Annotated in this window: 19 protein-coding genes and 1 tRNA gene; 7 read left to right on the plus strand and 13 right to left on the minus strand. The window is 42.5% G+C overall.

Annotation, left to right across the window (positions count from 1 at the left end; genetic code table 11):
* Positions 1-32: 32 nt before the first annotated feature.
* Together Q4557_RS17605 and Q4557_RS17610 are read right to left on the minus strand one after the other, a co-directional pair.
* Positions 33-3,107 carry an efflux RND transporter permease subunit gene (locus Q4557_RS17605; RefSeq protein ID WP_303414340.1) on the minus strand — a complete coding sequence of 1,025 codons (3,075 nt, stop codon included), beginning with the start codon at positions 3,105-3,107 and terminating at the stop codon, positions 33-35.
* Entirely contained in the window at positions 3,104-4,222 is a 1,119-nt protein-coding gene (locus tag Q4557_RS17610; RefSeq protein ID WP_102475420.1) for an efflux RND transporter periplasmic adaptor subunit, read from the minus strand. Before Q4557_RS17610 ends, Q4557_RS17605 begins: the two co-directional genes overlap by 4 nt.
* Positions 4,223-4,469: 247 nt before the next feature.
* Here Q4557_RS17610 and Q4557_RS17615 point away from each other — a divergent pair, with 247 nt between their 5' ends.
* Positions 4,470-5,111, plus strand: a complete 642-nt coding sequence (locus tag Q4557_RS17615) for a TetR/AcrR family transcriptional regulator (protein WP_303414342.1) — start codon at positions 4,470-4,472, stop codon at positions 5,109-5,111.
* A 169-nt stretch (positions 5,112-5,280) separates the two neighbouring features.
* On the plus strand, positions 5,281-6,240 hold the full coding sequence (locus Q4557_RS17620; protein ID WP_133126422.1) for a DUF6268 family outer membrane beta-barrel protein: 960 nt from the start codon (positions 5,281-5,283) through the stop codon (positions 6,238-6,240).
* A 105-nt stretch (positions 6,241-6,345) separates the two neighbouring features.
* On the opposite strand, the gene Q4557_RS17625 is transcribed toward Q4557_RS17620, so the two are convergent.
* From Q4557_RS17625 to Q4557_RS17640, 4 genes are all read right to left on the minus strand, one after another.
* Complete coding sequence (locus Q4557_RS17625) at positions 6,346-6,906, minus strand: chalcone isomerase family protein (RefSeq protein WP_303414345.1); 561 nt, start codon at positions 6,904-6,906, stop codon at positions 6,346-6,348.
* A gap of 61 nt (positions 6,907-6,967) precedes the next feature.
* Positions 6,968-7,447, minus strand: a complete 480-nt coding sequence (locus Q4557_RS17630) for a DUF2947 domain-containing protein (protein WP_102475418.1) — start codon at positions 7,445-7,447, stop codon at positions 6,968-6,970.
* Between the two features lie 266 nt (positions 7,448-7,713).
* Entirely contained in the window at positions 7,714-9,276 is a 1,563-nt protein-coding gene (locus tag Q4557_RS17635; protein ID WP_303414348.1) for a PAS domain-containing methyl-accepting chemotaxis protein, read from the minus strand.
* A gap of 381 nt (positions 9,277-9,657) precedes the next feature.
* Positions 9,658-11,967 (minus strand): peptidase U32 family protein, encoded by a 2,310-nt coding sequence (locus tag Q4557_RS17640; RefSeq protein WP_303414351.1) that lies wholly within the window; start codon positions 11,965-11,967, stop codon positions 9,658-9,660.
* Positions 11,968-12,092: 125 nt separating this feature from the next.
* On the opposite strand from Q4557_RS17640, the gene Q4557_RS17645 reads away from it, so the two are divergent.
* Positions 12,093-12,755, plus strand: a complete 663-nt coding sequence (locus tag Q4557_RS17645; RefSeq protein WP_303414353.1) for a glutathione S-transferase — start codon at positions 12,093-12,095, stop codon at positions 12,753-12,755.
* A gap of 137 nt (positions 12,756-12,892) precedes the next feature.
* Here Q4557_RS17645 and Q4557_RS17650 read toward each other — a convergent pair whose 3' ends face one another.
* Positions 12,893-14,305 (minus strand): endonuclease/exonuclease/phosphatase family protein, encoded by a 1,413-nt coding sequence (locus tag Q4557_RS17650; RefSeq protein WP_303414356.1) that lies wholly within the window; start codon positions 14,303-14,305, stop codon positions 12,893-12,895.
* A gap of 467 nt (positions 14,306-14,772) precedes the next feature.
* Between Q4557_RS17650 and Q4557_RS17655 the strand changes: the two genes are divergently transcribed.
* Complete coding sequence (locus Q4557_RS17655; RefSeq protein WP_102438710.1) at positions 14,773-15,357, plus strand: protein disulfide oxidoreductase; 585 nt, start codon at positions 14,773-14,775, stop codon at positions 15,355-15,357.
* Between the two features lie 106 nt (positions 15,358-15,463).
* On the opposite strand, the gene Q4557_RS17660 is transcribed toward Q4557_RS17655, so the two are convergent.
* From Q4557_RS17660 to Q4557_RS17670, 3 genes are all read right to left on the minus strand, one after another.
* Positions 15,464-15,796, minus strand: a complete 333-nt coding sequence (locus Q4557_RS17660) for a YegP family protein (protein ID WP_102438708.1) — start codon at positions 15,794-15,796, stop codon at positions 15,464-15,466.
* A 209-nt stretch (positions 15,797-16,005) separates the two neighbouring features.
* A tRNA-Arg gene (locus tag Q4557_RS17665) sits at positions 16,006-16,081 on the minus strand.
* A gap of 56 nt (positions 16,082-16,137) precedes the next feature.
* A complete protein-coding gene (locus Q4557_RS17670) occupies positions 16,138-17,328 on the minus strand; it encodes a flagellar assembly protein T N-terminal domain-containing protein (protein WP_102530792.1) in 1,191 nt (396 codons plus the stop codon).
* Positions 17,329-17,600: 272 nt separating this feature from the next.
* Here Q4557_RS17670 and Q4557_RS17675 point away from each other — a divergent pair, with 272 nt between their 5' ends.
* Together Q4557_RS17675 and Q4557_RS17680 are read left to right on the plus strand one after the other, a co-directional pair.
* A complete protein-coding gene (locus Q4557_RS17675; RefSeq protein ID WP_102440681.1) occupies positions 17,601-18,305 on the plus strand; it encodes a FlgO family outer membrane protein in 705 nt (234 codons plus the stop codon).
* Entirely contained in the window at positions 18,302-18,757 is a 456-nt protein-coding gene (locus Q4557_RS17680) for an LPP20 family lipoprotein (protein ID WP_102475412.1), read from the plus strand. The genes Q4557_RS17675 and Q4557_RS17680 overlap by 4 nt, the downstream gene beginning before the upstream one ends.
* A 131-nt stretch (positions 18,758-18,888) precedes the next feature.
* Here Q4557_RS17680 and Q4557_RS17685 read toward each other — a convergent pair whose 3' ends face one another.
* The 3 genes from Q4557_RS17685 to flgA form a co-directional block, all read right to left on the minus strand.
* Positions 18,889-19,314 carry a flagella synthesis protein FlgN gene (locus Q4557_RS17685; RefSeq protein ID WP_102440679.1) on the minus strand — a complete coding sequence of 142 codons (426 nt, stop codon included), beginning with the start codon at positions 19,312-19,314 and terminating at the stop codon, positions 18,889-18,891.
* 74 nt (positions 19,315-19,388) lie between these two features.
* Positions 19,389-19,721 carry a flagellar biosynthesis anti-sigma factor FlgM gene (flgM, locus tag Q4557_RS17690; RefSeq protein WP_102440678.1) on the minus strand — a complete coding sequence of 111 codons (333 nt, stop codon included), beginning with the start codon at positions 19,719-19,721 and terminating at the stop codon, positions 19,389-19,391.
* Between the two features lie 72 nt (positions 19,722-19,793).
* Complete coding sequence (gene flgA, locus Q4557_RS17695; protein WP_102440677.1) at positions 19,794-20,501, minus strand: flagellar basal body P-ring formation chaperone FlgA; 708 nt, start codon at positions 20,499-20,501, stop codon at positions 19,794-19,796.
* A 319-nt stretch (positions 20,502-20,820) separates the two neighbouring features.
* On the opposite strand from flgA, the gene Q4557_RS17700 reads away from it, so the two are divergent.
* Positions 20,821-21,741 (plus strand): chemotaxis protein CheV, encoded by a 921-nt coding sequence (locus Q4557_RS17700; RefSeq protein ID WP_102440676.1) that lies wholly within the window; start codon positions 20,821-20,823, stop codon positions 21,739-21,741.
* Position 21,742 lies beyond the last annotated feature (1 nt).

A 21,742-nucleotide genomic window follows, 5' to 3' on the forward strand; every position in this document is an offset into this window, starting at 1 on the left:
GCCGTTTTTTATTGCAGAGGTAGCGACTAATATTAGGCGCTTAATGGTGTAAGGCTTGGCTGTTGCTGTGGCCTTTTCTTCATTAATAAAAGGTACATAGTCGGTACCCAAATCAAAGATAACAAGGTGGTGAGTAAGGTGCCGCCAGCGATAGCAATCGCAAAGGGAGGCCAGAAACCGCCGCCTGCGATAATCAGTGGCAAGAAGCCGCCAATGGTGGTGATGGTGGTTGAGCCAATATGTCTGCCGCAGCCGCTAACAATGTTGATGATGGTTTCAAGGTTGCCAAGTCTTGCCTCTGGCATGTCTTCAAGTTCTGCCAAAATAACAATAGCGGCATTAATGGCCAGCCCCATTAGGCCTAATAAGCCGATAATCACGGTAAAGCCAAACGGAAACCCAAACACATACACTGCCAGCAGACCAAGTCCTGCTGATTGAAATGCGCTTAATAAGATAATCGCAGTTAATCTAAATGAGTTAAAAGACAGCACCACTGTTGCCAGTAATAAGGTCACCACCACTACGATGTTTGACAGTAAATTGCCCACCGCTTCATTGCGTTTGGCGCTTTCACCGCCGATCTCGATATGGTAACCCGCTGGCAACTCAATTTGGGCGAGTTTATCTTTAACATCATTGAGTACTTTTCCGGGCAGTACGCCACTGACAATGTAGGTTTCAATGGTGTTAACCCGCTCGCCATTGCGCCTTGGGATCCCGCCGCGACTGACATTGATTTCATTGTGGGAAATGGCTGACAGCGGAATAATATTGCCATTATTAGACAGTAAATTAAGCTCAGATAAACGAGTGGCTTGCTCTCTTGAGCTATCTGCTAACCTTACTCTTACTGGTAGCGATTCAGTTTGCTCTAAAATACTGCCGCCTATGATACCTGTGGTAGACATTTCAATTTGTTTGGCGATATCAGTTAAGCTTAAGCCGCTCATTAAGCTGGCATCTTCATTGATTTGCATCCACACCTTTGGTGAGCCTGCACTTAAGGTGGCGCGGGTATGGATCACATCTTTGGTTTGCATAAACAAGCCGCGGGCCTGTTCTCCTAGCTGAGTTAATACATCTAATGATGGCCCGTAAATGCGTAATTCAACTGGGGCGTTAAATGGTGGGCCCTGTTCTAGTTTTCTCACTAAAATTTGCGCTTGGGGAAAAGCATCATCAAACTCAGCTTGTAGCGATAAAATCAGTCGATTCGCCGCATCAAAGTCGGTCACTTTGACCATGGCTTGGGCGTAGTTAGCCGCCCCTTGTTGGCGCTGGGTCAGGTTGTAATAAAACGATGGCGTATTGCCGCCAATGACCCAAGTGCTCATTTCAACATCTTCAAGCACCCGTAAACGCTGATCAATTTGTTCAACTTGCTGACGGGTATTGGCTAAGCTCACATATGGCGCTAAATACACTTCAATTTGAAACATATCCCGATCCGATGGCGGGAAAAACTGCTCGGTCATTTTAGTTGAAGCAACAAAACCGACAACCGGCAAAATACCAATCAGCACAGCGGTGATCACGGGTCTTTTTAAGCCAATGCGTAAACTGGTTTGAAAAGCATGACTAAGACGCGGGAAGGCCATGCCTTTTTGATACCACGCCATAGACGCATTATCTTGGCTAAAACGCCCCGCCAAACCAGCAATGATGGTGTGTGAAATTAAGTATGAGCCCAGTAGAGCAAACATCACTGAAATGGCGATACCACCAACAAACTCACCTGCTGCGCCGGGCATTAAAACTATCGGAGCAAAGGCCAACATGGTGGTAATGGTTGAGCCCGCAAGCGGCAGCCATAAGTGGTGCAAGGTTTTACTCACGGCTTCAAGTTTACTTAAGCCTTGTTTGCGGCGCTGGGCAATAGCATCAACAATTACAATGGCGTTATCCACCATAATCCCCAGTGCCACCACTAAACCAGTGACTGACATTTGGTGGATGGGCAGTCCGGTGTACTTCATACAGGCGAGGGTAAACAAGGCCGTTAGCGGCAGTGATAATGCCACAATCAGCGCATTTCTTAGCCCAAGGGTGAGCATCAGTACCAGTAAAATAATCACAAAGCCTTGGATTAAATTAATGACTAAATCCCCTAGGCGCACACTGGTATAGCCTTGTTGATCAAACAGCCATTGCACTTGAATGTTAGCCGGTAAGTTAGCGCTAAAGTCATCGACCACTTGGCTTACTTGCGCTTGCCATTGATCAACTCGGTTATCGTCAAGCATTCGGGCCGACACCAATACCCCTTCAGCGCCATTAATCAGCGCAATGCTGGTGGCAGGTGTTTTAGGTTGACGGCTAATATTGGCGACATCACCTAGGCGAATGATCTGACCATTAGTATCAATTTTTAACGGCACTTGGCCCACGCGAGTGATTGAATCAAGCTCGCCTGATACTTCTATCAGCGCTTTAAAGGTAGCGTTATGGATTTCACCAGCTGATATTTTACTGTCAGCATTAGACAAAATAGCGGCAATAGCAGCGGGAGTTAATTTAAGTTGACTGATTTTATTGCCATCAAGCTCAACCAGAATTTCTTCATCTGGGGTGCCAGACAAGTTGACGAAGTCAGTGCCATTAAGTACCCGTAACTTGCTTTGCAGCTCTTTAGCATAACGCTTGAGTACGTCAGTTCGAATTGGGCTGTCGTTTTGCCACACTAAGCCTAAAATCGCGGTGTTGGCGTAACCTGTTTGGTCATCCAAAATGCTGTTTTGCGCCGGTAGCGGCAGTGTAGATTTACTGTCGGCGACTAAATCACGGGCTCGAGACCAAACCGGAGCTGTGTCAGTTACCGTGTCTTTAAGCTCTAACTGGATAACGGAAATGCCCGGGCGCGAGGTAGATTGCACTAGCTTTAATTCTTCTAAGCGGCGCAGTTGATTTTCTAACACTTCAGTGACCAAAGCTTCCACTCGCTCAGCCGATGCGCCGGGGTAATGAGTCACCACCGAAGCAAAGCGGTTGGTAATGTTAGGGTCTTCAGTGCGGGGTAAACTGCTAATGGCGCCTAACCCCGCCACCAATAGCAGGGCAATCATTAAACTTGCTAGCCTGCCATTTTCAACAAAGGCCTTAATCATAATGACCTCGCAACAGCTTGTGAGCTTGGGCTAACAATTTGGCCAACCACCAATTTATGTAAGCCCTGAGTGACTATGACATCATTTTTATCAATCGCGCCATTAATAAAGGCTTGTTGCTGGTTGGTGTAAATAATATCAACGTCGCGGCGCTCTAGTTGGGCTTGTCCGTCAGCATTTTTGGTGACCACAAACACATTCCATAAGCCTCGCATACCATCAGTGAGTGCGGAAATGGGCACCCAGTAACCGGCGCTATTGACCTGTTGTTGGTATTCAAGATAAGCGATTTCACCATTGATCATGCGGCTGTTATTGGGTAAGTCTACCCGCAGCTGCACAGTGCGAGTGACCGCATCGATTTCTGCGCTGATCCCGGCAATGGTGCCAGTGTAGGTTTGATTGCCAACAGTGATGTTGACGCTTTGATTGGTTTGCATGGTCATCGCGACCGTGTTTGGCACCCCAATATAAGCCTGCTGCTGGTTGTTACCAATTAAGGTAAACACCGGACTACCCAAGGCGATAACTTCGCCGATATTATGGTGACGCTTACTGATGTTGCCATCAAAAGGCGCCACTAATGTGGATTTTGCTAGCTTTAATTCGGTGGCATGAAGCGAGGCTTGTAGGCGTTTTTGATTGGCTTGCAGGCTGGCGACTTGCTGCTGGCTTTCATCAAACTGCTGCTGGGATACATACTGCTTTTTCTTCAGCTTAACGGAGCGATTAAAATTACTTTGCGCTAAATCTAAATCGGCTTGGGTTTGCAGTAGTGACGCCGCTAATTGTTGCTGCTCAGCCTGAAGTAATTGGGTATTAAGCTTGGCCAGTTGTTGCCCTTTAATGACGCTATCGCCACTATCAACAACAATGTCGCTTAATTTGCCCGCCAGTTCAAAGCCTATGGCGGTGGTATCGCTTGAGCGCACAATACCCGTGTATCGCTGCTGCTGAAGGTAACTGCTACTGGCATTAAGTGGCTGGGTCATCACATTAGGAATAGTTACTGTTGCCGTATTGGATATTGCGGCCTCATTACAGGCCGTTAACAAAATCAAACTGATGATAATGCCAAGCTTATTGACGCGACGCTGTACGGTGACTTTATTCATGGTGAACATTCCTATTGCTACTGCAACTTCCTTAATTTTAATTAAACCAAGGCTTAATAGCATTGACCAATTGAATACATCATGTGATGCTGGGCTAATAAAGAACTAGACTGTCTAGTCTATTTGGGTTTTAGTTTATTTCTATAAAACTAGACTGTCCAGTCTAATTTGTGATTAAATGTTATTTATTGTTAAGGTGTGGTTGCGCTTGTAGCGAAAACAAACATAAATACAAGAAGATGTGATTATGATAAATGAGGCAAACTCAGCACCGTGCAATCATGGTGCGGTGAAAACTCGTAGCGAACAAAAACGAATGCGGATTTTAGATGCAGCCATTGAGCTTTTTTGCGTGCAAGGTTTTCCTAATACCAGTATGGATTTGGTCGCGAAAAAAGCTGAAGTCTCTAAGCAAACGGTGTATTCACACTTTGGTTCTAAAGATGAGTTATTTGTCGCGGCGATAGAATCTAAGTGTGTGGTGCATCAACTGACCGGCAACTTATTAAATGACTCACTCAATGCTGAGCAAACAATAGTTACCTTTGCGAAACAGTTTAGTGATTTGGTTGTGAGTGAAGAAGTATTAGCAGTTTTCAAAACTTGTCTTGCTCATGCTGATAGCCATCCAGAGCTATCAAAGCTGTATTTTGATGCCGGCCCTAAGCATATTTTAGCCTTGCTGGCGGATTACTTTACCGCGGTGAATCAGCACGGTGAGTATTATTTCCCCCAGCCCCATGACAGCGCCGTTCGCTTAAGTTTAATGCTTTTTGGTGAGCTGAAGCTGCGTTTAGAGCTGCGCCTAGATGCCACAGACTTAATGCCTAAACGGGCGCAATATATTGAAGATACCACGGAGATGTTTTTAAAAGCCCATCGAGTGTAGCAGCGGTAAGCTGGGTTATCGCAAACTGGCTTAGATAACATGGTTTTCAGCGCTGAAAAGTGTCATAAAATATTGAAATAGTGATCCAATTTAAAAGCGTTCCAGTATAGACGTTATGATTTATACCTGATAATTTCGATCGATATAATAATGAGAAAGGAAGCGATTAATGAAAACGATTTCAAGTTTGTCCCTCGTGCCAGAGCAAACTGCCTTTGAAGTTAAAAAGCGTTATTCAAAAAGGCTTTCTATTCCCTATGTTGCCAAGCTAGCAGCAGTGTCTAGCTTAGCGTTTAGCGCAACCGCTTCTGCCTACGATTACTCACCGTTTAAGTTTCATGTATCGCGCACTTCAACTGAAGCGGCTCAAGTCGGCAGCTCAGATACCGAACTGCAACGTGATGTATGGCGCATGAAGCTGTCGGCATCGATGCCTATTGGCAAAGAGTGGTCTATCGGCGCCAATGTAGGTTATGACAACCTCGATTATGGTTTTAAAAATGTTGGCGCAGGCCTACTGCAAGGTAACGTTACCCCTTGGAGTTCCATCAATAAATACAGTGCCGGTTTATCTTTAAGTTATCGCCCTAATGCCCAGTGGATGTTTTTATTCGCACCGAAATTACAATATTCCTATGCTAATACGGCATCGTCTTCAGATGCGCAAAGTTATGGGGTTGTGGCTTCAGGTATGTACCGCTTTAAGTCAGGTAACATGCTTGGGGTTGGGGTGGCGTACTTAAATGATATCTCTGAGGTAAAAACCATTCCTTACCTAGCGGTAAAATGGAACATAACCGACAAACTGTCGTTAAGTAATCCATTCCAAGCAGGCTTTAGTGGCCCAGCAGGTTTGGAGCTATCTTATAAACTTGATGACAAATGGAATTTTGGTTTAGGGGCTTCAAGACGTACCGAGCGCTTTCTAGTGACTGATGCTGAGCAAACTATTGAAGTAGAAGAGTGGGTTAGTTTTATTCGTGCGGGCTGGAATATCAGCAAGAAAGTATCGATTAATGCCTATGGTGGTTACTTCTTTGCTGGTGAAATGGAGCTAAGTCAACCTAAGGTGTCTGATGATATTGAAAATCAAGCGGCAGCAGGTTTAGCCATTGATATTAAGTTTTAAGCTTTATTAACTAGCCTTTTAGCAAAGGTGTTACATAAAACTAGCTATAAAAGCGACCATCAGGTCGCTTTTTTGTGGCTGTGGATTAAGCGCTATTAACAGCGTTTATTTTGCCAACATGTTTTTGCGTAAGCTTTTTTGAGCAGGCTCATCGCCTAGCCAAATCTTGATTAACGCTTGTCTAAACGCTTCATTGGCAATTGTGGCTTGTTCTTGACCATTTTTAAAGCTGGTTACCCCAGCGTCTTTATGGGTGACAAAGGTAAATTGATCGCCTTTGCGGACTTCTTCGTTAAATAGTCCCATAAACGCATCAATACTGCTTTGAATGGATGCGCTATCGCCATTGGTGGCTGCATCAAAACCTTCGACAATGGCATCAGTCATTTTATCTGCGGTGATCATTCCAGAAGTGATATTGAGCCTAATCACTGATATCGGCTGGGCGATAACCGCATCTACATTGGTTGCAGGTGTTGCTAAGTACAAGCTGCCAACATATAAGTCCATAAAGAACTTGCTGCGCACCCCTGCGCCATTAAGGGCAAGCTGTTGCTCTGCAATCGTCATATTATCCGCCAGCTCAACACCTGAAACGGTTTTAGCTTCAGCCATTTGTGGTAACACTAACGCAGCGGTGAGGGCAATTATTGAAAGTCGTTTCATGGGCAACTCATTTTATAAAGTGTGATTTATACGGGCTGTATGCTGATTTTGCACAACAAGATTACGAACGCGTTCCTAGCTTATATTGGCCATTTTGCTCGAACATAATGGCTTGTTTCTTTTTCGGGGCGATCAAAATTGGACCATCATCGAAAAACAAAAAGGCTTTCCAGTTTTGAGCAAACACTGCCCAGGTGGTTTCGATGATTTGGTATTTTTCATAACAGAAAAATACTTGGGTATCGTCACTCCAGTCAATAAACTCAGCAATCGGTTCTGGCAGGGTATTATCTTCAGAGTCCCATGCCGCTTGCCAGTGCTCGGTTTGCTTCCAAGCATCTTGCTTAGCGGCCCAGTCACCCTTAGAAAATAATTCAGCACGATTACACTTATTACTTATCCATTGATTCCAAACCATCATGGCACTTTTGTCCGTTAACGGTTTGATTAATGCTTTGTCTTCATCAGCAACAGGCAAATCTTTATGGTTAAAAATCCACTTGCGCTTATACACATCTAGCGGGATGTAAGTGTGTGCCAAAAATAGCTCCTAGGGTTTAAAGGGTAATTAAGTGGCCAATTATAACTTTTCGCTATAAATAGTGCTAGCTATTGCCTAGCTTTGGGATAAGAACACAGAGAAGGGCTTTATTGAGGCTGGCTTGTTTTGGGAACAGCCTGTATTGCATCGCTTGATATTGAAACAGGCAGATTGAAGCAGGCTCATTACACAAGCTTGCCAAGAGGGGTATCATGACTTCAGTGCGCCCAATACAGCGCACTGAGATCAGTTTTCCCTATAGCGGCTTATAATTTAAAACGGCGAATAAGAGAGTGAAATACCTTGATGGTTTTTTCTAACTCCTCACTGGCATTGAGTGACTTATTGGCCGCAGAGCCCGTATCGGTTGCCCCATCAGCAATTTCAATAATTTGCTGGTTGATGTGCTCTGCAACAGCGCTTTGCTCTTCAACTGCTGAGGACATTTGAAAGGTCATATCGGTAATATTCGTCACCGCACCTTTTATTTTTTCCAGTGATGAGCGAGTTTTCTCAACTACTTCAAGGCCATTTTTAGTGGCAATTTCACCTTGGTGTGACATATCAACAGCGGCATTAGTACGAGCCGACAACTGCTTAATGACACTGTGGATTTGGTCGGTTGATTCACGGGTTTTTAAGGCAAGGGCGCGCACTTCATCGGCGACAACACTGAAGCCACGGCCTTGCTCTCCAGCCCGAGCCGCTTCAATGGCAGCATTGAGAGCCAGTAAGTTGGTTTGTTCAGCAATGGAGGAAATTAAATTGGCCGCTTGACCGATTTCTTCAGTTGAGGTGGCTAACTCTTTAATCGTAATAGCAATGCTGTCAACCGCATGACTTAGCTGGTGGATTGAGCTTAGGGACTCATCGGCCAGCGCTGCGCCAGAATCAACAAAGCTAATGGCATTTTCTGCACTGTGAGAGTTTTCTTCAATTTTTTGGGCGACTTCTTGAATAGCTTGGGACATCTGGGTGATCGCTGAGGCAATTTGTTGAGTCGCTAAGCCTTGATGCTCTACCGCTGCTTGAGTCACTGACACTTGAGTTTTACTGATATTGGAAATTTTGTCTAAGCCACTAACTGACTCATCGATACGAGTTAATGCTGTGCGGCAGCGGGCTATTTCACTAATGAAAGCCATTTTAGCTTGGGCGCTGGTGCCAGTATCATCAAAGTAGGTTTGGGCAACAGTTTCATTGGCAAATGATTTAGGGCTAATTAATAGTAGTTTATTCCACTGACTAGCTTGTTGCTGCAAACTCCAGCCAAGGCTTACTAGTCCAGCGATTAAGCTGGCTGTAGCCGCGACGCTGTTACCTTGCCAAGCAAGCATTAAGGTGAGTATTAGTGAGGGCAGAATAATTGGTAATGCTTTAGTGAAGCCCAATTTTAGGCGACTGCGCAGCGATGATGCTGACTTGCCAGCATTGATGCGCGCATAAGCACTGCTCGCACGTAGTTTTTCATCGGGTTCAGCTTGCACTCGTACCGACTCATAGCCCACCAGTTTATTACCATCATAAACTGGAGTGACAAAAGCACTCACCCAGTAATAGTCTCCATTTTTGCGGCGATTTTTTACCAGCCCCATCCATACCTTGCCAGACTTTAATGTCTGCCACATAGTTTCAAATACCGCTTTGGGCATATCTGGGTGGCGAACAAGGTTATGCGGCTGACCAATTAGCTCTTCTCGGCTATAGCCACTGGTGTCGATGAATGCTTGGTTACAGTGGGTAATAACCCCTTGTGGATCAGTGCTGGAAATTAATGGTTTATCAGGTGAGAACAGATATTCTTTATTACTTGTTATACGTGCTGTCATATTTTTTCTTATTATTTTGTGACTAAGATCAAGTAAACTCGGGTGGTGTGATTCTGACCTCACTTTAAGGTAAGTGCAATTTAAGCAACAAATAATTAACAGTGTAAGTTCGGTTAGTTACGGTTTTATCGATAACAAAGAGATTTTAAGTGTATTAGAAACAGTTATCAAAACAAGCGTTTAAATATTCATCGGTTATTTAATGGGCGATTCAAACTGTTACATTTGGCTGGGTGATATTAGGATGCTTTTAGCATTAGTTGCTGATTTTAAATACCTTACCTATCCCAATAAATCATATTGAGAAGACAAAAAAGCCCTGATGTCGCGAGCTACATTAGGGCTTTGTTACTGTGTTATCAATAAATCAGCGGGCTAGTATTACAAACCGTTGATGTACTGATCAACCGTTGACTCTGGCACCATAGTGGCAAGCTCTGATTTAACGTTTTGGTTGCCTTGTAGCAATTGCTCAAACTGTTTTATCAATGCCAGCTTGTCTGGTGAGACTCTATCGCCTGCCCCAATGTTGGTTAAATCAATCATGAAGCCGTCAAATAAATCAGCTAAATCGTCAACGATATCCATGTTCAAGAATTGGTCTTGATTATAAATACTTGGGTAACCTGCTTTTTGCTTATCAATGGCAAAAGAGTCACCTTTTAAGTTTTTAATGCTGGTGGATTTATCACATGACAACATACAGCCATTATCAATTCGTGGTTTTTCACAGCCAACACTTTGTTGGAAGAAGCATTGTCTGCTGGCCATTAACAAAATTGGATGATAAATGCTGTAAAGCATTTTAAAGTCTTTAGGTCGGGCTAATTGCTTCATTTGTTGGCGGTTAATTTCATTTGAAATAAACGCACCGCTACAATCAAAGCCTTCTTTTAAGGCTAATAAAGCGTATGAGTTGGTGGTATTTAAAAATGGTCCAGCAATCCATTTAACACCTAGCTTTTGGGCGTGATAAGCAATACCTGTATTGTTAGTTACGATAAGCTCAGGTTTTACTTGTTGTAAAATATTAAGCGCTGCATCGTAATCTTTACCAATCAATACTGGCGGGAACCATGGAATTAAGCGTGGGTTTTGCTTGAAGAATTCCACATATTTAGTGCAGCCACGTTTATAGGCATCTGGCAGTTTGAAATAAATATCAGCATCGGTTGCTTGGGCTAGTGCCACATCCGCTTCATCACAAATCAAAATAGATAACTGTGGCTGGGCTGTTTCAGCGTCAGCTTTTACTGCCACTTTAGGGTGGCGTTCAAGTTTTGGTAACTCAACCGTTGGGATCACTTCAATGCCATCGTTTAAATAAGCTAACAGCTGATTTTTAAGGGTGGTGATCTCGCGATATGGAATACTTAAGCCATCTGCTAAACCACTGCAATCTAAGCTGATTAATTCATAATTGGCGTTATTGATATTTTTAAAACGCTTTTCAATGGCTTCTTGGTCAACACTGAGTTTTTCGCTTGGCAGCATACTACTGCTTGAATGCAGCACTAAGGTTTGCTGCTCTGCCGAGGCCAGTTTACTGCTCATTTGTTCAGTGGTAACAGTCAGGCTTAAGGGCTGACCTTGTTCACTGGCAAAGGCCAATGATAGCTTGATTTTCTCAATACTTAAGTGGGCAATTTTATCATCCACAGAGGCATTAATTTGCTGCTTATCGATTTGCAATTGCTGCTGGGCATCGTGGATTTGCACCACTGAAATCGACTCACCTTTTTCTGCTTTTAATTGGTCAACCAAATGATTTTTAGAGTTATCCCGTGGGTTATCAATAAACATTGATTGGTTTAAATCGCCGCGTAAAAAGGCGTTGGTAAAGTCGCGGTTAAATACTTTATATAAGCGCTCGCCATCTTGGGTCAATTCACCTGTTTCAACATAGCCATCAATTTGCTTACGGAAACTATCAATCACAGTATGTACGTAACTGGCACCTTTAATACGGCCTTCAACTTTAAATGAATACACTCCAGCTTCAATTAACGCCGGTAGGTCAAAAAAGGCGGAGTTATCTTTAATGTTTAGCGGAAAATTATTACCTGATTCAGTGGTTTCATACTCTTCACGACAAGCTTGGCTACAGCGGCCTCGGTTACCTGAGTTACCCGCGCTGGCTGAGGTTGAGTAACATAAACCTGAAAACGCCACACATAATGAGCCATGGACAAACACTTCAAGGAGCATGTCATGCTCGCGGCCAACTTCTGCAAGGGTAGTGATTTCACGTAGGTTTAATTCACGAGATAAGTTCACCCGCTCTGCGCCTAAATGCTTTAAAAACGGGATTTGGCCTGCATTGTGGGTGGTTAACTGGGTTGAAGCGTGAATAGCTAAAGTCGGAAAATGTTTTCTCAGTACATACAGTAAGCCCAAATCTTGCACAATAACGCCGTCTAAGGTGGTATTTACCAACTTATTAAGTAACTTCATTAAGGTTTTAAATTCTTGCTCAAGAATAACGATATTCAAGGTTAAGAAGATTTCGCAGTCGTACTGATGGGCAAGTCGAATGATCCCAACCAATTGGTCAAAAGAAATATTAGCAGCGCGATTACGAGCGTTAAAGGTATCTAAGCCGCAATAAACAGCATCTGCACCAGCAATAATTGCGGCTTTAATCGCCTCGACATCACCGCCAGGGGCTAATAATTCAATCTTAGGTTTCATGTTTTAGACTTGCTCCGTTAATTTTAATGCAGGGATGTTACCCGTATATTTTACTAATGAATATGGTTAAAGTAGATAATTAATTAGCCAGTGTGCATATATGTAGTTGGGGTTAACATATAACAATGAATAAAATCATAGACTTACCTGTACTCTATTCTCTAAGGAATTGCCCCTTTGCCATGCGAGCAAGAATTGCCATTTATAAGTCAAATCAGCCTATTTGGCTTAGAGATATTGTATTAGGTGACAAACCCGCTGAAATGTTAGCTGCTTCCCCTAAGGCCACAGTGCCGGTGATCGTGACCCCAAAAGGGCAGGTGATAGAAGAAAGTTATGAAGTGATGTTGTGGGCATTAAGCCAAAGCGATCCTGATGATTTACTGTTTGCCACTGACGCCGCTAAATTTGATTCGATGCTTGCGCTTATCTATCGTTTTGATAGTGAATTTAAGTCCTGCCTTGAAAACTACAAATGCGCCAAACGCTATAGCGAATCAAATATTGTGGAATGTCGTCTGGCCTGTGAAGTCTACGTACAACAACTTGAGCTGTTGTTATCCGAGCATGAATTTCTGTTTGCGGATCGTGAGAGTTTAGCTGATATCGCATTGTTACCTTTTATCAGGCAATTTGCCCGAGTAGAGCGGCAATGGTATTTGCAGTCGCCATATCCACATGTAAGAGCATGGCTTAATGCTTATCTGCAAAGTAAAATGTTCAGTAAAGTGATGACTAAATATCCTCTATGGCTTGAAAGCCGACAAGATGTAATATTTCCTGATTAACACTTTTAGCTGCTATTGAGCGCATATTTAAAAACACAAAGTTAAAACAAAAAGCCCGCAAATGCGGGCTTTATCTGTAGTTAACACAAGTGCTTAAAGCACTTGTGTTAAACCAGTTGAGCTAATATAAGTGCTAATTAAAGCGCTACGTTGATCCACACTAAACGGTGGTCTGAAGACACCGACTTTCCGCCGCCGCCCCATTTACCTACACGTTCGTCATTCATCATTAAACGACCTTCTTCGAAAGTTGCAGGCCAGAACACCCCTGAGTCAGTGACATTCAAATCACTTGATGGAATAACATGGTCTAAGCGTAAACCTGAAGTACTAGTAACCGCATCTGGGTATTTAGTGTCCCAGTTTTCTGCACGACATTCACCGTTAGACAAACACTCTGGTCCGCCTAAGCTACTTGGTGCGTAAATTCCGTGAGTAGCAAGTTGGTTAACTTGGTCACTGTACATTAAGTCTTTGATGGTATCTAAGTAGCCGTCACCACTTTCAGGATCAGCATTCAAATCACCCAAGATAACAAATGATGCATCGCTATCGATACCGCCTTTGTTACCTTCATCATCGTAAATATAGCTACCTTCACCTGATGTGTAATCGTCCCAGAATTTGATTTCAGCACGGTTAAGTAACTTGTTATTTTCAGTTACCGTATCAAAAATAGGTGGTGTTGGGTGCGACATTAATAAGTGAATCACTTTATCGCCATCTGCTGTAGGAATAATAATAGGTGCATCAACATGGTTTTTAGATGACATTGGTCTTTCTGCCCAAGCTTCAGCAGTGTACCACTCATCGCCACAAGCCATTCCTTCCGGAATTGGATTGTTTTCATCGTCACAATTAATAATTGTTGGGTTAGTTTCACCAGGCATATCCTTCCATTTAAAATCTTGGAATGTGCGGATATTATCTGTATCAATTGGGTATTGAGACAGTAAGCTGAATGCATATTGACCGTGGTAGAAACCGAAGCCCCAGGCGTCATCAGGTAGCGCCACTTTGCCATCACGGTTTAAATCGTGACCACTTAATAGGCCTGTATTAGTGGCGAAGTTTTCAAAATAACCAAACTGGATTGGCTCAAGGGCTTTAAATTCTTCAGACGTTGAACCTAAAGCATTTTGTGGCACAGTCAGGTAGTTTAAACGGAAACCTTGGATTGCTTGTTGGTTTTCTGCTGTACCATCGTTATTGAATTCACCCATCCATAAGATTGCAGGTCGTTCAGTTTGGATAATTGCTGCAACGTTACGAATTTGAATAACCTTTTCTGCCACAGCGAGTTCTTCGTCGCTAAGTGACTCATCGAACCATTTATTCATTAATTCATCTTGCTCAGCGACGGTTAACGCCATTTCAGCGACAAGATCTTCATAAGTAAAACGATCGAAAGACAAGTTATAAGCACCGATGCGTACATCAGTTGTTTCAGGTGCTGGTTCACCTGGATAGTAATTATTAGTTTCGTCATTGCAACCAGCAAGTAAAGCAACACTCACTGCCATGGCAGCAGCTGTTTTTAACACTTTCATTTTTAACCCCATTATTATAAATATATGCCTCCTTTCTTGGAAGCTAAGGGATTTTAAACACCTGAAAAGCTGGCTAACAAGTATAAATTGAAGCTGTGACTAGCTTGTTGCCACAGGGCTTTTTATTTTAAAGTTACGTTTCGCGCTTGGTGTTATTGTGTTTTTGTTTGGTTGTATTTGTTGGGGTTTATCAGCAGTAACTAAACTGATACATACTGACATTAGCTTTTAGTATGCTAGCGTATAAGCGAAACAAAGCGCTTTAATGAAAACTACTTTCACTTTTAGATGCTGACTTTAAAACCCAATGAGCTGCTAATTAATATTTTTTAGCTTATGTGACAATAAATAATGTAAATTTCCGGCTGCTTATTCAGCAGCGCGAACGATTTAATTAATGATTTTTCGGTTGCACCATCAAGTGCCTGTCATTTCCCTATTTTGTAAAACATATAGAGAGGTAAATCATGAGTCGCTTGTTTTCTTCTGATAGCAAACAACAACATCAGAGCCAGCTAGATAGTAAGTTGCCAGATGCTAGTAACAAAGTGCCTTTAGGGAAAAAGATCTTCGGCTGGTTAAAGCAAATCGTCATACTGATTGTGTTCGTGATGGTCATTACGGGTTTAATGGATTTATGGCGCGGCAAAGACATTCAGCATGATAACTTACCTGAATTACAGGGAGTAACCCTTAAAGGTGAAAGGGTCGATGTATTGGCGATTAGCCAAGATAAGCCGGTGTTGGTGTATTTTTGGGGAAGCTGGTGCCCAATATGCCGCACAGTAAGCCCAGCCGTTGAAACCATGTCGGCTTATTATCCGGTGATCAGCGTGGCAATGGCGTCAGGCAACAATCATGAAATACAAGCTTACCTTGATGATAAAGGCTATAGCTTTGAAGTGATAAACGATCAGCAAAGTGAACTCAGCAATGACTGGTCGGTACAAGTCGCGCCAACCATTATGGTATTTAATAAAGGTAAACTCACATCCTATACAACAGGGATGACTAGCGTAGTGGGCCTGTGGTGGCGCATGCTGCTGGCATAATTTAGTTGTTGATAGCTAATCAGTTGTAGATAGTTAATCGGTTGTAAATAGTAAAAGCTCCCAAAGCAAAAGGTTCGAGAGCTTTTATTATGATATTTAAAACGAGTTAACAGAGATCTTTTATGGTGGTAGAGCTACCATTATCCATCACTGAACGAATACCATTATCTCGTGATGCGACACTGGCATACATCTGACTGGTACCAATAATTTGATGATTAGCCGCTTTAAGGTTGAAATAGGGCTTATCATTTTTAGCGGTTTCTTTAGTGAATTTATCTTCGCTTTGAGAATTGACTTGCACCGAGGCGATACCATTATTAGCGCCACTTTTAGCGGCATATAGCTCACTGGTCAGTATCACCTCGCCATTGCCAGCCTTTAATGCAAACTTGAACTGACCATTATTGCCTTTGCTTAACTCGAACCATCCAGACATAACACGCTCCTAATTACAGTGCACATAGTACATATAGTTAGTGCATACCAAAAATAGTATGCACATATGTTTTATGAAATTAAGTCTAGTAAAAAGAACCTTTAACGGTAGCAACTTTAGTTGGAGTTTCAGCAATAAAATGGAAGGTGCTTGAGCGTTACAAACTTGAACTGAAAATCCGAAGGATAGCGAACGCTCAATAAAAAATATGGTCTCCCCACAAGGACTCGAACCCTGATCGATCGCTTAGGAGGCGACTGCTCTATCCTGTTGAGCTATAGGGAGACTAAGCGCAATTATACAAGTTTTAATCTTGATTAAAAGGCTTTAAATTTAGTTGCTTAAATCTTAATCACGATATCTTGTATTTGAATATTCCCTGTTGCGTCTATGCCTTGTAATACTGCGGTGGCACTTTCTTCTGATACTTGATCAATGGTGACTGTTGCGCGGTTTGGTGTGGCAACGGCGCGCATTAAATTCACTCTGTCAGGGATGTTTTGTTGCAATACAATTTGAAAGCTATCACCGGCTCTCACATGGTGCTTACGGCCTAAGTTAATAATTATTCTATTGCCTTGTTTAGCCACAATTTGTCCCAGCAGTGGGCGACAATTTAGCAAATTATCAATGTCAGCAGTGCTTTGCTGCATAAGCTGGTTAACCGTTTGGCCATAGCTTGAGCGCCAAAAACGTTTAGTGGTGGGTGATACGGTTTCGTCACGTTCAAACTCCCACTGCGCCTGTGCTGAGTAATCTTTACTCCAGACTTTTTCACCGCTAATAGCGTGATACAAAGTTAACTTAAAGCTGATTTGTCTTTGTGGGTAGCCGTGAAATAAGCCAAACATTAATCCTGAGGTGGGCTCGGTTGACATATCGAGGATTTCTGGTTGTAAGATATATTGGCTATCGGTGATTTCGCCTAACCAACTTGGGATGCGATTACCTTTAAAATTGATTAACTCATTGCTGTGATCTAGTGCTTCATCGGCGTGAATGCGGGCAAAGCTATTATGGGAGTGACTATTTAGTAGCACGCCATACTGTTGTGATAGTGCTTGAGTAAAGTTTAATAACTGACCATAACGTAATTGAGCGCGATCTTGAATACTGGCCTGAGGCACCATTATTGCCGCTCTTAATTGCTGACCTCGGCATTGCTGAGCTGAGTCGTCTTGAAGATCTAATCTTAGTAATACAGTAATGTCAGTGCTGGTGAGCATTTCAGATACCAGTTCAATATTATTGTCTTGTCCTATATGACTAAACTGAAATGCATCTTGGCTTAACTGCCCCTGACCCGAGATGTATTGACTATTAACGTTAACACCAACCCCAGCTTGCATGCTGGCATAGCTTAGCGCTTGGCTGATCGCCACTTCACGCGCCTTATCTACATTGCCATTAATGATATTCGCATGGCCTGTTACTTCAATAATTTCAGCTTTTAACGGCAGACTCAAGATACTGACAAACAGCAATATGGCTGCGGAGTAGAGTCGCTGGGTTGTTTTACTGCATATTTTCATATTAATCACTTGCTTAAAGATAACGATGAACGACTAATACAGTGCCAAGTTTATGGCGTTAAAGTACTAGGAGCGATTGTTTGAGAATAAATGCAAAGAATGTGCCTGTTATTGGTTTTCAATATATAAGTCGTTAAGCCAATGCTGAAAGGGATTAATTATCTAAAGTTTTTATCCTGATTGCCGATAGTGTTTTTAGAATTCATTTTTAACCTTTAGGCCTCAAACGCCTTAGCCCATAGCAATGCTTGAGTTAAATACAGGAATGCAATATGCGCCGAATTGGTTTACTTCCAATCATGATGTTGATGACAGCTTGTGCTGGCTCACAACCGACAGAGTATGATGATTTATCTTATGTCAATGAAGGCTATGAGATGAATTTTTGGTATGAGTCTGAGCCCAAAACGGATCATGTTATTCACTACGATATTCAGCAGTCAGGCATAGCGCCCAAAGCTGGGGTTAACCGCTTGGCGGAAAAAATTGTCAATGAATTAGTGCTACAAAACGACAGCTTACGAGCTGATCAACCACTGCTGATCACCACACCTGTCATGCTTGATGATTACGGACAAACTAATTTGCTGGGGCAGCAATTGCAGCAAGGCATGTTGACTGCATTTCATGCCAATGAATTTAATCTTGTTGATATGAATGTGGCTAGTTCACTTCGCGCCACTGCGGAGGGTGAGTTTATTTTAAGCCGCGACTGGAAGCAGCTTGCCACAGATTTAGCGGTATCCCATGTGGTCGTAGCCACCATGGGCACTACCTCAGAGGGCGTGGTGGTCAATGCCAGAATTGTCAATACTAGCAATAATCGAGTAGTGTCAGCGGTACAAACCTTTGTTAAAACCCACAGCCTGCCAGGCTATTTAACACCTGCCAATAAGGTGATTTCAAAAGACGGCATCTTGTATCGAAACGAGCATGCAGGTATGGCAAGCGTGACTATTTTAGGAGATAACCAATGAAGGCAATACTGTTTGCAGCCCTGACAGCAGCACTCACCTTGTCCGGGTGTGCGGTAAACGACAAGTATGTGCAATGGGAAACCGAGGCGCCTAAACAATTTCCTAAACTAACCGCTATTGGTTATGCGCCGTTAACAACGCAACCGGCAACAGAGCAATCTCACAAGGTGTTAATGGCGATGCAAGCGTCTAAAATTGCCGCTTATCGTGAACTGGCTGAGCAAGTGTATGGCCAGCAGATTGATGCCAGTAGCCAGGTCGATGATTGGTTGCTGAATAAGCAAACCGTTACCGCCAGTGTCTCGGGCATGATTAAAGGCGCTAAAGTGGTCAAAAGCTATCCGGCTGGTGATATGTATGTGACTGAGTTAGAACTGGATTTTTCACAGGTATGGAGCCTATATCAGCAGCAAAATAGGCCTAGAACGATTAAGCATGTGACTTACTTTTAGTTAAATTTAATTATTTAAATCCAGTCATTTAAATTAACTTAACTGAAGTACAAAAAAACCGCTCTTTGAGCGGTTTTTTGGTTTTTAAAACACAATCTAGCAACTCGCAGGGCAGTTAATTACCGCCTCGATTATGCTTTAAGGTTTTGCCCTAAAGAGGAAATCGTTGAAGTTCGGCCTTTGTCATTATAGGTCAGGCTTGATGCATTACGGCTCATTTGCAGCGCTTGAGAGAAGCGATTAAGGCTGGCTATATTAAGCTCAATTAAGCTGGCATTTTGACTATTGATGGCCTTGCACTCGTCTAGAATCGCTTTGGCTTCTTCGACTTTAACAATGAGTTCTGGCTCAGCGTTTAATAATGCTTTTTCTGGGTGAGAGGCTAACTTTTCATCATTAAGTTTGAGGTTGTTTAGGCAGTCAACCTTGTCTTTTGCCAGTGACAGTAGTTTATCTGCGTCACGTTCAGTAAGGGCTAATTTTTCTTCAGATACAAGTAATTTCAGCGACGACAAGGTGTCGTGCTGAAAAGATAACAGCTGTAGTAATTCAGTCATAAGTTACTCTTTATTAAAACCCACATTACCCGTTAAGTAATGTGTGGCCGATAATATCAAGAGTAACGATGAGGTTACTCTTGGTCGAAATTTAATCCGTCAAGATCAGCTTCAAAGCTAGCAATGTTAGCAGCTAACTTTTCAGGATCGACTTTGTAGCGACCTTCTGAAATTGCTAATTTAATTGCATCAACTTTGCTTTGGTCAACTTCTGGTAAAGATGCCATATTACTCTGCACTCCCTGCAGCTGCTGCGCTTGTGCAGTAATACTGACCGAATCCGTTTTTACTGGGGCAGCCGTGGTCTTAGCCGCTGAGTCAGCTGTTTGCGTTGTTGCTCCTGCGTCGCGATTGGTGCGCAACTGAGCATGAGAAGCTGTTTTTAGATGGTTAATATCAATTGCCATGTGAGGCTCCAGCGTAATGTTAGGGTTTTCCAAACAGGTTATCGGCCTTGTCAGAAAAAACTTTAGAATATTTTACATTCTAACTTCAACTTCGCCAACGCCTGTGACAATGACATCTAATCGCCTGTTAGAATTGCTATTTCTGACTCTAATAGCATCGCCAATATTACCATCTCTTAGTGCTTCTCCGGCAGTTTTTATTTCAAATGCGTTTGTTTTAGCATAAATAGATACCGAATCTCCTTTGCAAACAAAGCATAAATTATTGTTTAGCAAAGGCGCTTTAGCTGACACACGCCTTTTTGAGCGGGTACCGAGTAATTGTGAGATCTCAGAAAAAAACTGCCCGCGGATACTGTGTTGGTCAACATAGTTAATTGCCACATTATCTGCTGTGATTAACTCACCTTTTTCAATAATTCCCAATGCTGTCACCACTGGATACATAACCTCAACTTTAACCGAGATAAACATTTGCCATGGGTAGTCATAGTCAGGGCTGATACAGCTAATTTTGACTGTGTTGGTGCGGCTAATTTCGCGGTCACTGGCCATTTCAACACTAATGGGTGGCAAACATCTTGGCGGTGTTAATCGGCCATCAAGATTTTGCGGGCTAATGTTGATCACCGCATTGGGCTTTTTAGCAATTTTTTTTGCTACTACCTCTTTAGCTAATTCAGTAATGGTCGATAGAGAGTAAGTTATGGTGGCATCTTCACTGGCGTTAACCGGTAAAGATAAAAAAATAATGATCAATAGTAGAATGTTTTTCTTCATAATATTCTAACTAGCTTGATTGGCCAGGTTACCTCTAAACTTCAATTTTAATTAGCAATGATAAGGCTAAACATTCTCAATGTTATCTTTGTCAGAAGTTTGACTTTTTTCATTGAAATCGTCGCTTAAATGCGATGTGACCACAATCAAGCAAAAACTATGCCTATAGCTAAATTTAAGCGCTAAACCAGCAAATTGGCATAAATTACTGTGTTACAATTTGCGAAAATGGTTTTACTGTCGCTTTAAAACACTGGTTAACAGTGAACTCTAATAATAAATCCCACTAGGGAAAGTATTCATAAAACAAGGCAGGGTTATGTCGAGCATTCTTGATTCAGTTAATAAACGTACCCAACTGGTAGGCCAAAATAGACTGGAGTTACTGCTTTTTAAACTTAATGGTCGCCAACGTTTCGGTATCAACGTTTTTAAAGTAAAAGAAGTATTACAGTGTCCGCCACTGACAAAGTTACCCCGTTTAAGCCCAATGATTAAAGGCATTGCTCACATTCGGGGCTCGACTATTTCAGTGATTGATTTAAGTGCGGCAACCGGTGGCCGTCCGTTGGCATCGACTGAAAATTGCTTCATCATTATTGCTGAGTATAACCGCAGTATTCAGGGCTTTTTGGTTAGCTCAGTAGAGCGCATTATTAATATGAATTGGGAATCAATTATGCCACCGCCACAAGGGGCTGGGCGCAACTCTTATTTAACTGCAGTAACCGAAATCGAAGGTGAATTGGTTGAGATTTTAGATGTTGAAAAAATTCTTGATGAAATATCACCAGTAAAAACGGAATTAAGCCAAGCTGCCAGTGATGCTATTACCATTGATAAAGAGCAGCATTACCATATTATGGTGATTGATGACTCTGCAGTTGCTCGTAAGCAAATTATCCGTTCATTATCGTCATTGAACCTGCAAATTGACACCGCTATTGATGGTAAAGATGCCTTAGAGAAATTAAAAGCGATTGCCACTGAGATGGATAATGTTGCCGATGAAATTCCACTGATTATTTCAGACATTGAAATGCCAGAAATGGATGGCTATACCTTAACGGCGGAAATTCGCGACGATCCAAAACTTAAAGATATTAAAGTGGTGCTGCATACTTCATTAAGTGGCGTGTTTAATCAGGCCATGGTTGAAAAGGTCGGCGCAAACGACTTTATCGCTAAGTTTAATCCCGATGAGTTAGCGTCAGCGGTCAACAAACATCTCATTTTATAAT

It is taken from the genome of Shewanella sp. 5_MG-2023 (assembly GCF_030547465.1).
In the GTDB taxonomy this organism is placed as follows: domain Bacteria; phylum Pseudomonadota; class Gammaproteobacteria; order Enterobacterales; family Shewanellaceae; genus Shewanella.